Source organism: Streptomyces sp. NPDC002926 (assembly GCF_053591755.1).
Genome location: NZ_JBSFUK010000004.1, coordinates 489269 through 503952, shown reverse-complemented (window position 1 = coordinate 503952; position 14684 = coordinate 489269). Strand labels below are relative to the sequence as shown.

The following is a 14684-nucleotide window of genomic DNA, read 5'->3' as shown; positions in this document are numbered from 1 at the left end:
CCCGACGGCCGCGCCCCGGCCGTCGGGCGCCGGCGCACGTCAGCGCGTCAGGCAGGTGGGATCCGCCGGCGGAGAACCTCGTCGGCGAGCCCGTACGCCACTGCCTCCTGCGCGGTGAAGACCTTGTCGCGGTCCATGTCCGCGCGCAGGGTCGCGACATCGTGGTGCGTGTGCCGGGACAGGACCTCCTCGACCTCGGAGCGGACCCGGAGCATCTCCTTGGCCTGGAGACTGAGGTCCGAGACGGTCCCCTGCCTGCCGCCGCTCGTCGGCTGCCCCAACAGCACCCGGGCGTGCTCGAGAACGAACCGCCGCCCGGGGTCTCCACCGGCCATGAGCACCGCCGCGGTCGAGGCCGCCTGCCCGACGCAGAACGTCGAGATCGGCGCGCCGACGAAGGTCATCGTGTCGTAGATCGCCATGAGTGAAGTGAACGAGCCGCCAGGTGAGTTGATGTAGATCGCGATCTCGCGGTCCGGGTTCGACGACTCGAGATGGAGCAACTGGGCGATGACGACGTTCGCTACGCCGTCGTCGATCTCTGTGCCGAGGAAGATGATGCGCTCGGACAGCAGCCGACTGAACACGTCGTACGACCGCTCTCCCTGCGGGGTGCGCTCGACGACGTTCGGGATCGTGTACTGGCCCATGTCAGAGCCCTACCCGTCGCCGCGGTCCGGCAGGACGGACATCGTCGAGCGACTCGACGACGCGGTCGACCATGCCGTACTCCTTCGCCTGCTCGGCGGTGAACCACCGGTCGCGGTCGCCGTCCCGGGAGATCGTCTCCTCGGACTGGCCGGTGTGCTCCGCGGTGATCCGCTCGACGGCCTTCTTCGTGAACTCGAGGTTCTCGGCCTGGATCGCGATGTCGGCGGCGGTGCCGCCGATGCCGGCCGACGGCTGGTGCATCATGATCCGCGCGTTCGGCAGCGCAAAGCGCTTCCCCTCCGTCCCGACGGTGAGGAGGAACTGCCCCATGCTCGCGGCAAAGCCCATGGCGAGCGTAGTGACGTCGTTGGGGATCAGCCGCATCGTGTCGTAGATCGCCAGCCCCGCCGTCACCGCCCCGCCCGGACTGTTGATGTAGAGGCTGATGTCGGTCTTCGGGTCCTCCGCCGACAGAAGGAGCATCTGCGCGCACACCCGGTTCGCGGAGACCTCGTCCACCTGGGTGCCGAGAAAGACGATCCGCTGTGCGAGGAGCTGTGCGGCGAGGTGGTCGTCGAACCGCGTCGCAGGTGTGTCACCCTCGGCGGCTCGTGGGTCCATGACCGGGTCCCGGACGGTGATGAGTGGCGCCATCGGTCCTCCTTGGTAGTGGGACCGCGGCTCGGGTCAGCCGCGGTCCCACTACTCTTGGCCTGCGGTTGGCGCTCCGTCAGCTTTCTTGGCCGGGAGCAGATTCGCTGACGGCAGAGGGGGCGGGTATACCGGTCGCTGCCGAGCCCGGCAGGGCGCTACGCTGCGCCGGCTGACCACACGGAGTACGGAGAGCAGGGCGGGGATGCAACGAATAGGCCCGAGACGGGTGTTGGTCACGCTGGTGGCCCTGGGCGCGGGTGTCTTTCTTCTGGGCGCCGGTCTGATGCGGTTGGAGACACGGCTGACGGGGGTGGCCGGACAATTCCGCGCCGAGCGCTGCGAGATCTCGGAGTCCCGGCACGGCGACGACGGTCTGCTGTGTTCCGGATCCTTCGAGGCTGAAGACGGGGCCTTCCGGATTGCGCGGATCGATGTCGAGACCACGTTCGACGAGAAGCCGACCGAGCCGGTGGCCGCCACGGTCGACGGCCCCTCGGCAACGGTGGCGGTCGAGCACGGCGTCGGGGCCTGGCTGGCTCCAGGAGCCACCGGCCTGTTCTGCCTGCTCGTCGCGGCTTGGAACATCTGGTCGGCCGTGCGTCGCCCGCGAGGTACCGGCGCACCCGCGGCGAGCGACACCGCGGAGGCGGGGCGGTCTCAGCAGTCCCCGGCCTGAGCGGGACGGGGGGTGAAGCGTCCCCGGTCAGCGGCGATCGCGATCGGGGGCGCTTTCGCCCCCCTGCAGGGCAACGTCGGCCATCGCTGCCCGTCGGCGGTATGGAGAGGGCCGACTCCCTGCCCGGCACGGCAGTCCGTGAGGTCAAGGAGGAGACGGGCTCGACGTGGAGATTACCGGGCTGGTCGGCACCTACACCGATCCCGCCATCGACGACACCTCGCGGGATCAACGCTGAGAAGGGCGACCATGTGGGCACGGCAGGTGGGGTACAGCCTTGGAGACCACATCTCACGTGGCTGGTCCAAACGCTGTCATGCGGAAGCCACCACCTCGCCGGCCATCACCTCGGGAGGGTTGGGAAGTAGTGACGCAAGGTTGTCCCGCACGAAGTCCGCAGCTCTCGAGATCGATTCTTCCGCACCAGCCTGGTCCTGGAAGACGCTGGTCGAGACCATCACTCCGTCCCCGGCATCGATCCAGTAGTAGGCCACGAAGCCGGAGACTTGGCGCATGAGCGGCACGAACCCCTCGTTCACGAGACGTGCCGCCTCGGCCGAATCGGTCACCCCTTCGTACCGCCGGACTGCTGCGTACATCCCCAAGCTCCTCACGGCGTTCTGGGTTCGTCCTCTGCTGAGATGTCGTACCCCTGTGACGGCTGTCTGGCTCATGAGGTGTCCGGCAATCACCTGAATGGCCGCCTTGGGTGATCCGAACGGCGGCCGCCGGCCCGGACCCAAGGCCCTGCGCAGGTGGCCACGAGACAGCCTCGACGTGGAGTAGAGCAGCCTGGACCGGTGGCTGCCCACAGCACAAAGAGGCTGTGAAAGCGGCTTGATGACTCAAGTCAGGACTCGCTCACAGCCTTTTGAGCGAATCATCCGTGTCACCCGTCATCGACCTCATGACCGTTCGTTAGGCTCGGCCGCCCCACAGGTTCCGATCTTCACGGAGGGCAGGACGGCGAGGATCAATCGCGAGCGGCTCGTCAGAACGCTGACATTCTGGCTGCGTCCCGCCTTCGCGTTGCGAGTCATCAACCGGTTTCAGAGGATCGTTGGTTTCGACCGCTCGATGGCCCTGGCGTCCAGCGCTCTCACCGCACTCGTTCCGCTCACGATCCTCGGCAGCGCCGTCCTGAGCGATTTCGTCCACTACGACTCCGCGGACCGGATCATCAAGCGCTACAGCCTTACCGGAGCGGGCGCCGAGGCAGTCAACTCCCTCTTCACCCCTGCCGAGAGCACAAACGCGAGTGCGGGCATCTTCGGGGTGGTGTTCCTGACGATCTCGGTGCTGAGCTTCGCGCGGGCCTCGCAGCGGCTCTTCGAGCAGACTTGGGAACTCAAGCCCCTCAGCGTGCGCAACACACGAAACGGCCTGTGGTGGATCCTCACTCTTGGCTGCTACGCAATGGTCACCGGGTGGCTCTCCGTAGTCCTTGGCGGGAGCGGGCTGGGTTTGGTGACCGTGGTCAGCGAGGCAGCGGTATCCGCCGTGTTCCTTGTCTGGAGCGGCTGGATCCTGTCAGCGAAGCGGATCACCTGGCCCGACCTGATCCCTTTCGGCGTCACTGCAGCCGTCCTGACAGCGGTCTATTCCGTCGGCGCAACCCTCTACCTGCCGCGTCTCTTCAACTCCTCCGCCTCACGCTACGGCGTGGTCGGTGCCGTATTCGCGATGATCTCGGCCTTGTTCGGAGCCATGCTCGTCCTCGTCGCATCGGCTGCACTGGGACGAGAAGTACGAGACGAGCTCAGCCGGATCCGTCATGGCCGACGCCCTTCAGACCATGAGGTCCGCCAGGAGTGGGACAGCGTGGTCGAGCAGACACGGTCACGTTGGCGCACGGCACGGGAACAGGTCTCTCACCGTCGGACCAAGGGCGCGGACCACTGACAGGCGGGGCCGTCCATGACCGGCATCCACGTTCCCAACGTCTGTAGCCAGGAGGGAGATTGCGAACGAGGCTTGGTGATCCATTACATCCGGCCCGGTTTCCACGTGGCGGGTGAGTGCGAGTCGGACTTGTCGGGTGGCTTTGTCTACCCCGTACTGCTTCTACTCGTCAGTCGGCGAGGAAAGGTGGCGATGGAGGTCGATGTGCCGAAATTCGTATACGGCGCCTGCTTGCCTGAGAATTCCACGAGGCTCATGGGCATCGCGCAAGAACCTCAGCAAATCGCGGGGAACTCGACGCTGAGTCCCTGGGCTTGATCATTCCCAGGCTTGCGGTGGGTCTCTGGGGAGTCTCATGGATCAGCAATCGAGCGCAGGCTCACCGCGGCGAGCGGCCTCAGCGAGTCGACCCCCGGGACGAAGGCTGACTTCAGCTCATTTCGGTGCGCTCGGCGGGACAACCAGTGTCCCTCGCTGCCGCCTACCGCACAGAGTTCGCATCAGATGAGCACCAGAACGGTCGGTGAACCGCGGTCAGTACGGACCACCGCGCAAGCGCACTCATTAGGGTCAGACCAACCATTCACACAGCTCAGTTCAGCCGTTGAAGGGTGGCGGATTCGTCCTCTCCGGCCGGGAGGACGGTGGCGCGCGAACCTGCCGCATGCTGTGGCGGTGCTCCGGCCGGCACGTCTGGTGGAAGTGGGCGGACCGTCCGGACGACCCCCTGGAGGTCTGCCCGCACCCAGGGCTGTTCCGGTCCTGACATCTACGGCTGACACCAACACCGACACACAGCCGCGCCCCTGAGCGACCCGACACGGCAGCCGGAGCCCCAGGCGCACGTGAGGCTGAGGGCCAGCGATCGAACTCGGTAGAGCGGGTGTCGCAGGTTCCGAATCCTGCCTGGGCACCAGCGAAAAAGACCACCAGTCGATCAAGGCTGGGGGTCTTTTACATCCGGATCTGACTGTGAGGATGTCGATGCCGGTCACTCACGGCCGGGTCGCCTCTTGAGTAGCCAGTCACCCGGCGGAGATTCACAACCAGCTGATCACGGTGCTGATGCCGATGCACATGAGCGCGAGGCAGACGATCAAGCCCACCATGCATCCCAGTCCGAAGAGCACGTCATGGACGGATCCCGGCTCGGTGGGTTCGTCCGCCCCGGAGCCCAGTTGGTCCCAGTCCATCGGTTTCCCCGCTGACTGCGATGCAGCGAGGCGCATCGCAGCCAGCTGCGCACGAGCGAAGGGAGTCTTCGCTGCCGCTTCCGAGCCACGCCAAGCCAGTGCCCGCATACGGTCGACCGGGTGTCGGTAACGGGCTTCGAAAGCCGCCAGCTCCTCGGGAGAGCGTCCGGCGTCGAGGTAGCTCCAGCGGCCGGCTTGCACCGACTCCCCGAACAGGCGATAGACGTCCGCGAGCCTGACGCGAAGAGAGAGGTCTGCAGGGAAAGAGGACACCAGCCCACGCAAACGCTGCCGTGCCAAAGGAAGGCGGCCCGCCGCGAGGTCGGTGTCCACCTTGGCCAAGGTGTTCTCGATGGTCACGATTGGCCATGATCGCTTCCGACCAAGGCGCGCGCCAGCGGTTTCCTGTGCAGGCCTCGCGATGGCGGTACAGCAGCGGAGTACAGAAACCACGGTGACCGTAGTCCACCCCAACGCACCCGACCAGAGTCCGCCAACACTCTGTGTCATCGCCACCTGGCTCAGCTCGCCTTGCCCAACCGGGCAACCGCCCGCACCCGCGCTGCCACGTCATGAGCCGCTGCGGCCGACAGCCCCGTTCGAGACTAACTGGGGAGTGTCCTGCCCGTACTTAGCTTGACGCCGTCCCGGGCGAGCCTGCGCTGCCATGTGACCCGTTGGATCAGGCGCGCAGAACCGTGAGCCCGTCATACGCGGCCGTGACGATCTCTAGTCCCCGATTGTCGTCCGCGGGTTCGCGCATCTGATGTGTCACGTACGCCACTGCCATACGGGCGTCAGGATCGATCATCACCAGTGAGCCGCCCCAACCGCCCCACCCGTAGGTGTTGCCGAACAGTCCGTAGCCCAGACCCCAGCGCATCGGCATGCCCAGCACGCGGTCATCGCCGTGGAACTGCTCCTCCCGGGCTCGGTCACAACCCGCCTGCGACAGCAGCCGCGCGCCCCGCACCGATCCTCCGCAGGCCATCACGGACTGGACGAGGGCGACCGAGCGGGCGTTGCCGAACCCGCTCGCCGCAGGGATTTGCGCACGGCGCCAGGCCACGCTGTTCCCGTCGTGGACCCGTATCGGGGTCCCGGCGGCGGGAGTCGCGCCGCCGGCGGCGGCACTCGCGGCGTAGCCGTCGTCCCGGGACTGTGGCGGGATCGTGAGCGCCACCCGGTGGTCGTGCTCGGCGGGCAGGCCGATGTGGAAGTCCGCGCCCAGCGGGCCGGCAACCTCGTCGGCGAAGAACGCGCCCGGAGTCCGGCCGGTGATGCGGCGTACGACCTCGCCCACGAGGAATCCCTGGGTGAGCGAGTGGTATCCGGCCTCGCTGCCCGGCTCCCATTGCGGAGCCTGCGCGGCCAGTCGTGCCGTGGCGGACGTCCAGTCGTACAGCTCCGCCACCGGCCCGTCCCAGTCGGGCAGGCCGGCCGTGTGCGCGAGCAGGTGGCGTACCAGCACCTTCTCTTTGCCCGCCGCGGCGAACTCCGGCCAGTACCGGGCGACCGGCGCGGCCAGGTCGAGTTCGCCACGGTCGGCGAGAACCAGGGCGCACAGCGCGGTCATCGTCTTGGTGGCGGACCAGACGTTGACGATCGTGTCGCGCTGCCACGGGATCGTACGGTCGGCGTCGGTGTATCCGCCCCAGACATCCACCATCGGCCGGCCATCCACGAAGACGGCCACCGAGCCACCGGCGTCTCCCTCGTCCAGCAATGCCGCCAGCGCGCTGGGCACGGCAGTGAACAGATCATCGTATGAGCCCTGAATGTCCGCCATGCGGAGAATCTAGCCAGCCTGGGGTGACGCGAGGCAACTGAATTCCCGGCCCGCCGGCGGCGACTGTCCCTCAGTGGCTTCCGGCGCTGGGGCGATGCCCGGTCGGGCAGGACACTCCCCAGTTCGTCTCGAACGGGGTACTCAGCTTGACGCCCGTCCCGCCGATTCCGCAGTACCCCGCCGGGTTCATGGAACGACCCCGCACCGTGGCCGCCGCCCTGAGACGAGCCAACTGGCCCGGTTCTGGCCGCTGCCGGCCGAGTTGTCCGCGAACTCCCCCGAGATTGTCCGTGATCGGTAACGGACGCATCCCGTGGCCGCCGCCCTTCGTCCTGCCATGTGGTCGCAAAGTGACCGGGGATCGGCCAGGGACTGGGCGAAAGCGGGGCGGACATGGCACGGCACGGTGGTGGGCGGGGCTGGTACGGCAAGCTGGTCGGGGCGGCGCTGGGGGTGACGGTGCTCGCCACCGGTGCCTCGGTGTGGACGGCGCAGGCCAGCGCCGTGGGCGGCTCGTCGCCAAAGGCGGCCGCGTCGGCGACGCCGGGCAGTGACGTCAAGCAGGTCGCGGTGACCATCGCGCACGCCTCGGACAAGGGGACGCGCGGCGTCAACATCACCATCGACGACGGCCCCGACCCTGTGTGGACCCCTCAAGTGCTGGACGTGCTTCGGGAGTACGGGGTCAAGGCCACGTTCTGCATGGTGGGGATGCAGGCGCAGGCCCACCCGGACCTCGTGAAGAAGGTGGTCGCGGCCGGGCACCGGCTGTGCAACCACTCGGTGTCGCACGACACCACCATGGACAAGAAGTCCGAGGCTTACCAGTCGCAGCAGATACGCGACGCCGAAGGCATGATCACCGAGGCGTCCGGAGGTGTACGGCCGATGTACTACCGCGCGCCCGGCGGGGCCTTCACCCCTCACAGCCGTACGCTCGCCGCTTCCCGGGGGATGCGCCCGCTGGGCTGGAACGTGGACACCAAGGACTTCGAACGACCGGGCACGGACGCCATCGTCGCCACCGTCGAGCGGGAGCTGCCCAATGGGCCGACGCTCCTCTTCCACGACGCGGGCGGCGACCGTTCCCAGACCGTCGAGGCCCTGCGCCGGATCCTCCCCTGGCTCAAGGAGCAGGGCTACTCCTGCGGCTTCCCGGTGCGTTGAGCGGCCCTGGTCGGTCCCGGCGTTTGTGAGGTCCCGGCCCCGGCGCGAGCGCCACCCCCAGCCCGGGCTGGGCAGCTCAGCGGCGTCGAGCCCACAGCGTGCCCTTCAGGGCGCACGACCACGGTCAGTGGCAGTCGCAGCCAGTCCCACGGGAGGCCTGGGCCCTGGCGGCAATGACGCCAGCGCTCACCCGTCCGCCTTCGCGACACCGATCGGGCAGGAGACGCCCGTCCCTACGAGGGTGTACCTATGTGACCCATGCCGACGACGAAGCGAGTAGCGATCTACTGCCGGATCAGCCAGGACCGGGGCGGCGCCGGACTCGGGGTTGCGCGTCAGGAAGAGGACTGCCGGGCACTGTGCGCTCGCATGGACTGGGATGTCGTCTCCGTTCATACGGACAACGACGTGAGCGCCTACTCCGGAGCGCCCCGCCCTGCGTGGCAGGAACTGTTGGCGGAGGTGCGTCGAGGCGATGTCGACGCGATCACCGTGTGGCATGTGGACAGGCTGACACGCTCCCCACGCGAGTTGGAAGACGTCATTGATCTTGCGGACCGGCATGGCATCGACTTGGCTACGGTGAGCGGCGAAATCGATCTCGCGACGCCGACCGGGCGCATGGTCGCCCGGATGCTCGGTGCCGCTGCCCGTCATGAGGCCGAGCACAAGGCGGAGCGTCAGAAGCGGCAGCGCCGTCAGGCTGCCGAGGCGGGGCGGATAGCCGGGGGAGGGAAGCGCCCCTTCGGCTACGAGGACGATCGGCTGACCATCCGGGAGAGCGAAGCCGAAGTGATCCGGGAGGGAGTCCGGCGCGTGCTCGCGAACGAGAGTCTGGCGAGCATCTGCCGTGACTGGCAGGCGCGCGGCATCGTCAGCCCGGCGGGCAAGCCATGGAAGGCACATGGGTTGCGTCGCCTCTTGGCGTCCGCACGGATCAGCGGCCGTCGTGAGCACACGCCTCGCGACTCGTGGGAGGGAACGAGGCCGCTACTTGGGGAGATCGTGGCGGATGCCGTGTGGCCCGCGATCGTGAGCCATGAGGACTCGGACCGGGCGCGCGGGATTCTGTCCGACCCGACCCGCCGGGAGAGGGTGGAAGGGACGACGCGGCGTAGCTATCTGCTCTCCGGGGTTCTGCGATGCGGGAAGCCGAAGGGGGATGGCAAGCCGTGCGGGTGGTGGATGAACGGACGTCCGCGGAGCGGGGTTCCCCGTTATGTGTGCCCCAACACCCCAGGCACGGACTCGTGCGGGGGTACTGCGACCAATGCAGAGCGAACGGACGAGCATGTTCGGGACATGGTGCTGGCGGCGCTGGAGTCGCCCGTGTTCGTGGAGCGGCTGCGCAGCCAGGACGACACCGGTCGTGATCTGTACGAAGAGGTCCGGGCTGATGAGGAAGAACTTGAAGAGCTGGCCCGCGACATGGGCGAGCGACGCATCAGTCGCAAGGAGTGGATGATCGCGCGCCAGCCGATTGAGGAACGATTGGAGCGCAATCGCGGGAAGCTCGCGAAAGTGTCCCGTGTCGCCGTGCTGATGGGGTTCGTCGGCACCTTCGAGGACATGCAGGCGCGTTGGAAGCGTATGAACAACTCCCAGCGACGGGCGATCATCACTGCCTGTGTACGGTCGATCGAGGTACACCCGGCGAACCCGCGCACGAGGTGGGACCCGGAGCGCTTCGTGTTCGACTGGGTCGCGTGACCTGGAGATCGTTGCCGGGCTGCTCCGCCGGGGCGACGAGTTTGAAGACCTGAGCCACACGTTCGATGACGGCCAGGTCTTCAATCACCGGCGGCAGCCCCTGACGGGCCCGGGACTTGGCGACTCTCCTTCTCAGCTCATCTGGCACCAATAGCACCTCCGGCGGGTTCGGACGTCGCGTCGCGTGCCGCCTCGCGGTTGGCTGCCAAGTCCTCGGCGATCCCCGCCGCGATGAGGGCGGCCCCGGGGGTGTGTCCGGAGTCGATGTAGCGCCAGTGCGCGTCAGTGACCGTGTCGGAGTCGTCGGGCAGATCGGCCCCGGCGGCGGTGCGTTCGTGTTCGGCGCGTTCGGCGCGCAGGGTCGTGTAGGTGGTGGAGTAGGCGCGGGATTTGGTGAGGATGTGGCCGCGGTAGCCGAGGGTGTGGGCCCAGGCCCGGAGGCGTAGGGGTGCGAATTCGGGCAGGCCGCCGAGTCGCCAGCAGGCGCGCATGAGGGATCGCAGGTGTGGGGAGACGGCTGCGCTCTCGATGTCGTCGGCGGAGGTCAGCCGGTAGTCGGTGCCGGCGGCGGTGTCGGCCGCTCCTTTGGTGACGTACTTGGCTACGTACGCGGCGACCGCGTCATCTGCGAGCCCCTCACCGTTGCCGAAGGCACGCAGGGGCCGGGCGTCGAGCTGGGCACCCCACCGCAGGGCGAGTTCGCCGGTGGCCAGGCTGTACGGGGTATGGACCGTGACGGCGCGCGCAGCGGCGTGTACGGCACTGGTGAGTGCGTCGGCGGTTGCCCAGGGCGGGGGCGGGTCGTGGGGACCGGCCGGACCGTCCAGGCGCACGACGGCGTGCACGTGGATGGCTGCGCGCTTCTGGTACTCGGCGACCTTGGCGAAGGACAGCCGGGCGTGGTCGGGGAAGTTGTTTTGTGTGATCCCGGCGGTCGAGGCGAGGGTGCGGCGGACGGTGCGGGTGAAGCGGGCCCAGAGCTCCCCGGTGTGGGCGTGCCACAGGACGTGGCCCGGGTAGTCGTAGCAGTCGCGGCACAGTGGCTGGCCGACGAGGGGGTCTGTGTCGGTGTGCCGTGCGGAGCAGCCGATGGACCGTCCGTGTTCGCAGTGCCCGGCGCGGCGGGGGCGGCAGCGCTCTTCCCCAGTGGTGATGTGGTGCACCGGGCCGAAGCCGGGAGCGGTGAGGGTGACGAAGAGCCGCGGATGTGCGCGTACCGCGTCGGGGACGGTCTTGCCGCCGACGAGTCCGGCGCGCACCAGGTGGAAGGTGTCTCCGGCGTGGAGGCGGGAGCAGGGCGGGCAGACGGTGGCGCGCCGGTTGCGGCAGCGGACGAGGAGGCGTTCGCCGGGCTCTGTCCTCGTGTCGTAGTGGTGCAGGATTTCGCCGCTGTAGGTGTCGCGGAGGGTGGTGGCGCCGGTGAGGTGGATGGGGTGGGCGCAGCCGCCGGTTGCGGTGATTTGTTCCAGCCAGCGGGTGAACTGCGGGTCTTGGGCGAGGCGGATGGTGTCTTGGTCGACGTCGGGGAGCTGACGCAGACGCGCCGCGCGGTCGAGCACGGCGCGTCTGTCAGCCGAGGTGATGTCGGCGGTGATGGTGGGGACCTCCCTTGTCGGGCCGCCGCGGCGGCACGGACGGATGGTGGGTGGGCTGTGTCCATGGCGATCACTCCCTGTTCGTTGGCCAGTTGGCGGATGAGGTCAGCGGATGGTTCCGGTCCCGCGGCAGCAGCGGCAGCGCCGCCGGTGTCCGGTGCGGGTCTTGCGGTAGCGCTCGCCCTTGCAGACGGGGCAGCGCACGCGGCGCATCGGCATACGGCTCCCTGTCAGGTGTGGGTGAATCCGGAGAAGATCCAGGTCACGAGGCCATCCACGGTGAAGATGACCGGGGTCTGGCCGAGGTAGAGCCCGAACAGGCCGATCATCACGGCCTCCCACGTCTTCACATCGCGGGAGCGCACCAGGAGGACGGTGATGATCCCGAAGACCAGGGCGAAGGGAATCGAGGCTTCTTCACTCATGGATCTCACTCCCTTCCGAGGCCTTCAGGGCCTGGTCCAGGCCGGGCAGCCCGGGCGTCAGGCCTGCGTAGGCGGAGGCGGTCTTACGTGCCTCTTCGGTGGTGGTGAGGTGGGAGCGGGCCCGGTCCCAGCCGCCTTCTGTCCCGGTGCACACGGCCACGCCCTTCTCGTGGGAGGTGATGGACTGGGCGACGGCGACGGCGTCCTTGTTGAGGTCGCCCAGGGTCATTTCGGCTGTTGCGGGGTCGTTGACGCGGTGGCAGATCCGCCCGGCCAGCTGAGCGCGCAGCGCGGTCACCCCGGGCCCGAGGTCGGAGCCGACGCGTTGGCCTGCGACCACGAGATGCACACCGAGGGCCGCGCCGAGCTGCCCGAGGCGCAGGAGGTAGGTGGAGCACTGCTCGGCTTCCGCCCTGCCCTCCCTCGTGCCGTCCGTCAGGTAGAGCTCGGCGAGCTCGTCGACGATGACCACCACGGGCACCGGCCGCACGGTGTGGGGCAGGTCCCAGATCGAGCGGGCCCCGACCTGGCGGCAGATGCGCATCCGGTCCTGGATCTCGACCACGAGCGCGCCGAGTACCGCCACTGCCTCCCGCCGGCTGGTGGTCAGCGCGGTGAGGCGATCACCGAACAGACCGAGTTCCATGCCGCCCTTGCAGTCGATGCCGACCAGTGCCACCGGTTGCGGGGCGAGTTGGCACACCAGACGGGCCAGGAGGGTGGATTTGCCCGACTGGGTCGCACCGGTGATCAGCCAGTGCGGAATCTGCCGCAGGTCCATCACCCAGGCCCCGCCCGACTCCAGCACGCCGACCAGCGCACACAGCAATTCGGCCGGGGCAGAGGCCAGGCCCGGCCGTTCCAGCGGATCCCGGGCCGTTGCCGTGATCAGCACGGTTCCCCGCTCCGGGGAGGTCACCCGCACCCCGTGCACACGCCAGGTATGCATGAGCGCGTCGGCCGCTGCGATGAACGGGCCCGGCGTCTGCCCCGGATGCAGCCGCACCACCAGGAACAAGCCCGTCGGGGTGGCGCGGGGGAAAGAGATGCGCGGGGCGATGGGGCGCACCGGCTCTCCACGCATCTCCAGGTCGCCCACGATCCGACGAGCCGGTTTGTGGGTGACGGTGAGACCGTTGAACTGCGCGACCCTGCGCCAGGTGACCAGCACCCGCACAGCGGTGAACGGGTATCCCGTCAGGTACCAGAACCACACCGGGCGCCGCTCCCGCAGCGCGGCCCCGGCCACCAGTAACCAGGCCAGCGCGGCGAGAGCGAACGCGAGCACGATCGGTCCCATCACGCGCCACCCGCCTTACTGGCAGCGGAAGTTCCCGTCCCACCGCCGGCCGGTACGGGGGTGATCGCGGCGGCACGGAAGCTGATCCCGTGCCGGTCGCCCATCGCCCAGGCAAACGCCTCCAGGCCCGTGACCCCGACCTCCGTGCCTTCCGTGACGCCCTTGGGCTCCCCGGTCACCGAGATCTCGATCACCGAGACCCGTCGGCCTTCCTGGCGGACCATGACGGCCACGGTGTAGATGGTGTTGCCGTCCCGGTCTTTCTTCACCTCCTTGGTCTCGAAGTTGCTGACCTTCGCTTCCGGCTCGACAGCGCACCGCAGTACGCCGAGCCGGGATGTGTCCACAGGTATGGACTGCATGGATAGTCGGCCTCCTTGGCCATCCAGACGCCAGGATCAGCCTGACGTCACTCGTACTGACGAGTGACAACCATGCATGGCTTGACGCGAGAAGGCAAGCACTTATGCTGACGAGTGACGTGACACGACGGGCGTCAGCCGCCCGCATACCAGCGCGCGCCCATGAGCGGAGGCCACAGACATGGCAGGCATCGAGCGCCCCGGACCCCTGTACCAGCAGGTCGCCGCCGCCATCCGGCAAGGCATCGCCAACGGCGAATTCCCCCCAGGCACCCCACTCCCCTCAGAGGCACAGCTCATCGAGCGCTACGAAGTCAGTCGGCCCACCGTGCGCAACGCCATCGCAGCACTGCGGTCCGAAGGACTCGTCGAAGTCCGGCACGGCAAAGGCAGCTTCGTAAAGGGCACGCCGACGCCGCCGCTCACGATCGAGCGCACCGTCACGCGCAGCGGAAAGACGTTTACATCGGAACTCACCGAGTGGACCCAGGCACACCAGCCGACCGTCTACCGGACCGAAACAACCGGCACGACCGGCCCGCTACTCGAACTCTCCGAGGGCGAGGCACTGTTCGGCGTCGACCGCGTCCTGATCGACCCAGCCACCGGCGCCCGCGCACTGCACCGCCTGCTGATCCCGTTCGCCACCGCCGAGAACACACCGCCCCTCGCCGACGCCCCCGACACCGCGCCGGAAGGGATCTACACCGCTCTCACCGCGGCCGGGCACAAACTCACCTGGACCGAGACCGTACGAGCCCGCATGCCCCAGGCCGACGAACGAACCGCCCTGGAACTCCCCGACGCCACACCAGTCATCCACACCCTGCGCGTCACCCACGGCACCGACCACCAGCCCCTCATCCTCGAAGAACTCCGCGCCAACGGCAGCCAGGCCCAACTCACCTACCGCATCACCGCCGACAGCCCCCGCACACTCCGCGCCGTCCGCAACTGACAGACCGCCGACAGGCCGGATCGGTCCAAACCTTCTTCACTTACTCAAGGCTCGCTGCGCTCGCTGCCCGACCGAGGTTCGGTCAGCGAGCCAGATCAACGCCAACCCAGCCGCCGCCACGCAGCACAGCCACCATGGGCGCGGCACCATCCCCATGCCCGCCATGAGCCCGAGTGGCCCCAGAAGGCTTCAAAGGCGCCAAGGCACCGGCACATCGGAACAGCGGCGGAAGCTCGGGAGAACACCACAGTTGACGCTTGGGGCGTCTGCTTTCCCGGCCTCCTGAACAGCGATGCTGTCTG

The 14684-nt window shown here is 68.2% G+C and carries 14 protein-coding genes and 1 pseudogene; 6 read left to right on the top strand and 9 right to left on the bottom strand.

Going from position 1 to position 14684, the window contains the following annotated elements; all coding sequences use genetic code 11:
- Positions 1 to 47 precede the first annotated feature (47 nt).
- A complete protein-coding gene (locus tag ACWDZ6_RS11450) occupies positions 48 to 650 on the bottom strand; it encodes a ClpP family protease (protein WP_451502676.1) in 603 nt (200 codons plus the stop codon).
- Position 651: 1 nt separating this feature from the next.
- A complete protein-coding gene (locus ACWDZ6_RS11445) occupies positions 652 to 1305 on the bottom strand; it encodes an ATP-dependent Clp protease proteolytic subunit (RefSeq protein WP_451502675.1) in 654 nt (217 codons plus the stop codon).
- Between the two features lie 202 nt (positions 1306 to 1507).
- Between ACWDZ6_RS11445 and ACWDZ6_RS11440 the strand changes: the two genes are divergently transcribed.
- Positions 1508 to 1981, top strand: a complete 474-nt coding sequence (locus ACWDZ6_RS11440; protein WP_451502674.1) for a hypothetical protein — start codon at positions 1508 to 1510, stop codon at positions 1979 to 1981.
- An 83-nt stretch (positions 1982 to 2064) separates the two neighbouring features.
- A pseudogene (locus tag ACWDZ6_RS11435) lies at positions 2065 to 2186 on the top strand (NUDIX domain-containing protein); the annotation flags it as partial.
- Between the two features lie 109 nt (positions 2187 to 2295).
- Here the strand turns inward: ACWDZ6_RS11435 and ACWDZ6_RS11430 are convergent.
- Complete coding sequence (locus ACWDZ6_RS11430; RefSeq protein WP_389175223.1) at positions 2296 to 2580, bottom strand: hypothetical protein; 285 nt, start codon at positions 2578 to 2580, stop codon at positions 2296 to 2298.
- 241 nt (positions 2581 to 2821) lie between these two features.
- On the opposite strand from ACWDZ6_RS11430, the gene ACWDZ6_RS11425 reads away from it, so the two are divergent.
- Positions 2822 to 3883 (top strand): hypothetical protein, encoded by a 1062-nt coding sequence (locus ACWDZ6_RS11425; RefSeq protein WP_451502673.1) that lies wholly within the window; start codon positions 2822 to 2824, stop codon positions 3881 to 3883.
- A 1040-nt stretch (positions 3884 to 4923) separates the two neighbouring features.
- Here ACWDZ6_RS11425 and ACWDZ6_RS11420 read toward each other — a convergent pair.
- Positions 4924 to 5436, bottom strand: a complete 513-nt coding sequence (locus ACWDZ6_RS11420; RefSeq protein WP_451502672.1) for a DUF6584 family protein — start codon at positions 5434 to 5436, stop codon at positions 4924 to 4926.
- 322 nt (positions 5437 to 5758) lie between these two features.
- Positions 5759 to 6865 (bottom strand): serine hydrolase domain-containing protein, encoded by a 1107-nt coding sequence (locus tag ACWDZ6_RS11415; protein ID WP_451502671.1) that lies wholly within the window; start codon positions 6863 to 6865, stop codon positions 5759 to 5761.
- 393 nt (positions 6866 to 7258) lie between these two features.
- Between ACWDZ6_RS11415 and ACWDZ6_RS11410 the strand changes: the two genes are divergently transcribed.
- Complete coding sequence (locus ACWDZ6_RS11410) at positions 7259 to 8032, top strand: polysaccharide deacetylase family protein (RefSeq protein WP_451502670.1); 774 nt, start codon at positions 7259 to 7261, stop codon at positions 8030 to 8032.
- Positions 8033 to 8290: 258 nt separating this feature from the next.
- Positions 8291 to 9742: a recombinase family protein gene (locus tag ACWDZ6_RS11405; protein WP_451502669.1), complete on the top strand. Its 1452-nt coding sequence runs from the start codon at positions 8291 to 8293 to the stop codon at positions 9740 to 9742.
- 137 nt (positions 9743 to 9879) lie between these two features.
- On the opposite strand, the gene ACWDZ6_RS11400 is transcribed toward ACWDZ6_RS11405, so the two are convergent.
- From ACWDZ6_RS11400 to ACWDZ6_RS11385, 4 genes are all read right to left on the bottom strand, one after another.
- Positions 9880 to 11301, bottom strand: coding sequence for a replication initiator (locus ACWDZ6_RS11400; RefSeq protein ID WP_451502668.1), 1422 nt, complete (start codon positions 11299 to 11301; stop codon positions 9880 to 9882).
- A 266-nt stretch (positions 11302 to 11567) separates the two neighbouring features.
- Positions 11568 to 11762 carry a hypothetical protein gene (locus ACWDZ6_RS11395; protein WP_451502667.1) on the bottom strand — a complete coding sequence of 65 codons (195 nt, stop codon included), beginning with the start codon at positions 11760 to 11762 and terminating at the stop codon, positions 11568 to 11570.
- A complete protein-coding gene (locus ACWDZ6_RS11390) occupies positions 11755 to 13062 on the bottom strand; it encodes an FtsK/SpoIIIE domain-containing protein (protein ID WP_451502666.1) in 1308 nt (435 codons plus the stop codon). The genes ACWDZ6_RS11395 and ACWDZ6_RS11390 overlap by 8 nt, the downstream gene beginning before the upstream one ends.
- Positions 13062 to 13424 (bottom strand): SCO3933 family regulatory protein, encoded by a 363-nt coding sequence (locus ACWDZ6_RS11385; protein WP_451502665.1) that lies wholly within the window; start codon positions 13422 to 13424, stop codon positions 13062 to 13064. Before ACWDZ6_RS11385 ends, ACWDZ6_RS11390 begins: the two co-directional genes overlap by 1 nt.
- Before the next feature lie 181 nt (positions 13425 to 13605).
- Here ACWDZ6_RS11385 and ACWDZ6_RS11380 point away from each other — a divergent pair, with 181 nt between their 5' ends.
- Positions 13606 to 14382, top strand: a complete 777-nt coding sequence (locus tag ACWDZ6_RS11380; protein ID WP_451502664.1) for a GntR family transcriptional regulator — start codon at positions 13606 to 13608, stop codon at positions 14380 to 14382.
- The last annotated feature ends 302 nt before the right edge of the window (positions 14383 to 14684 follow it).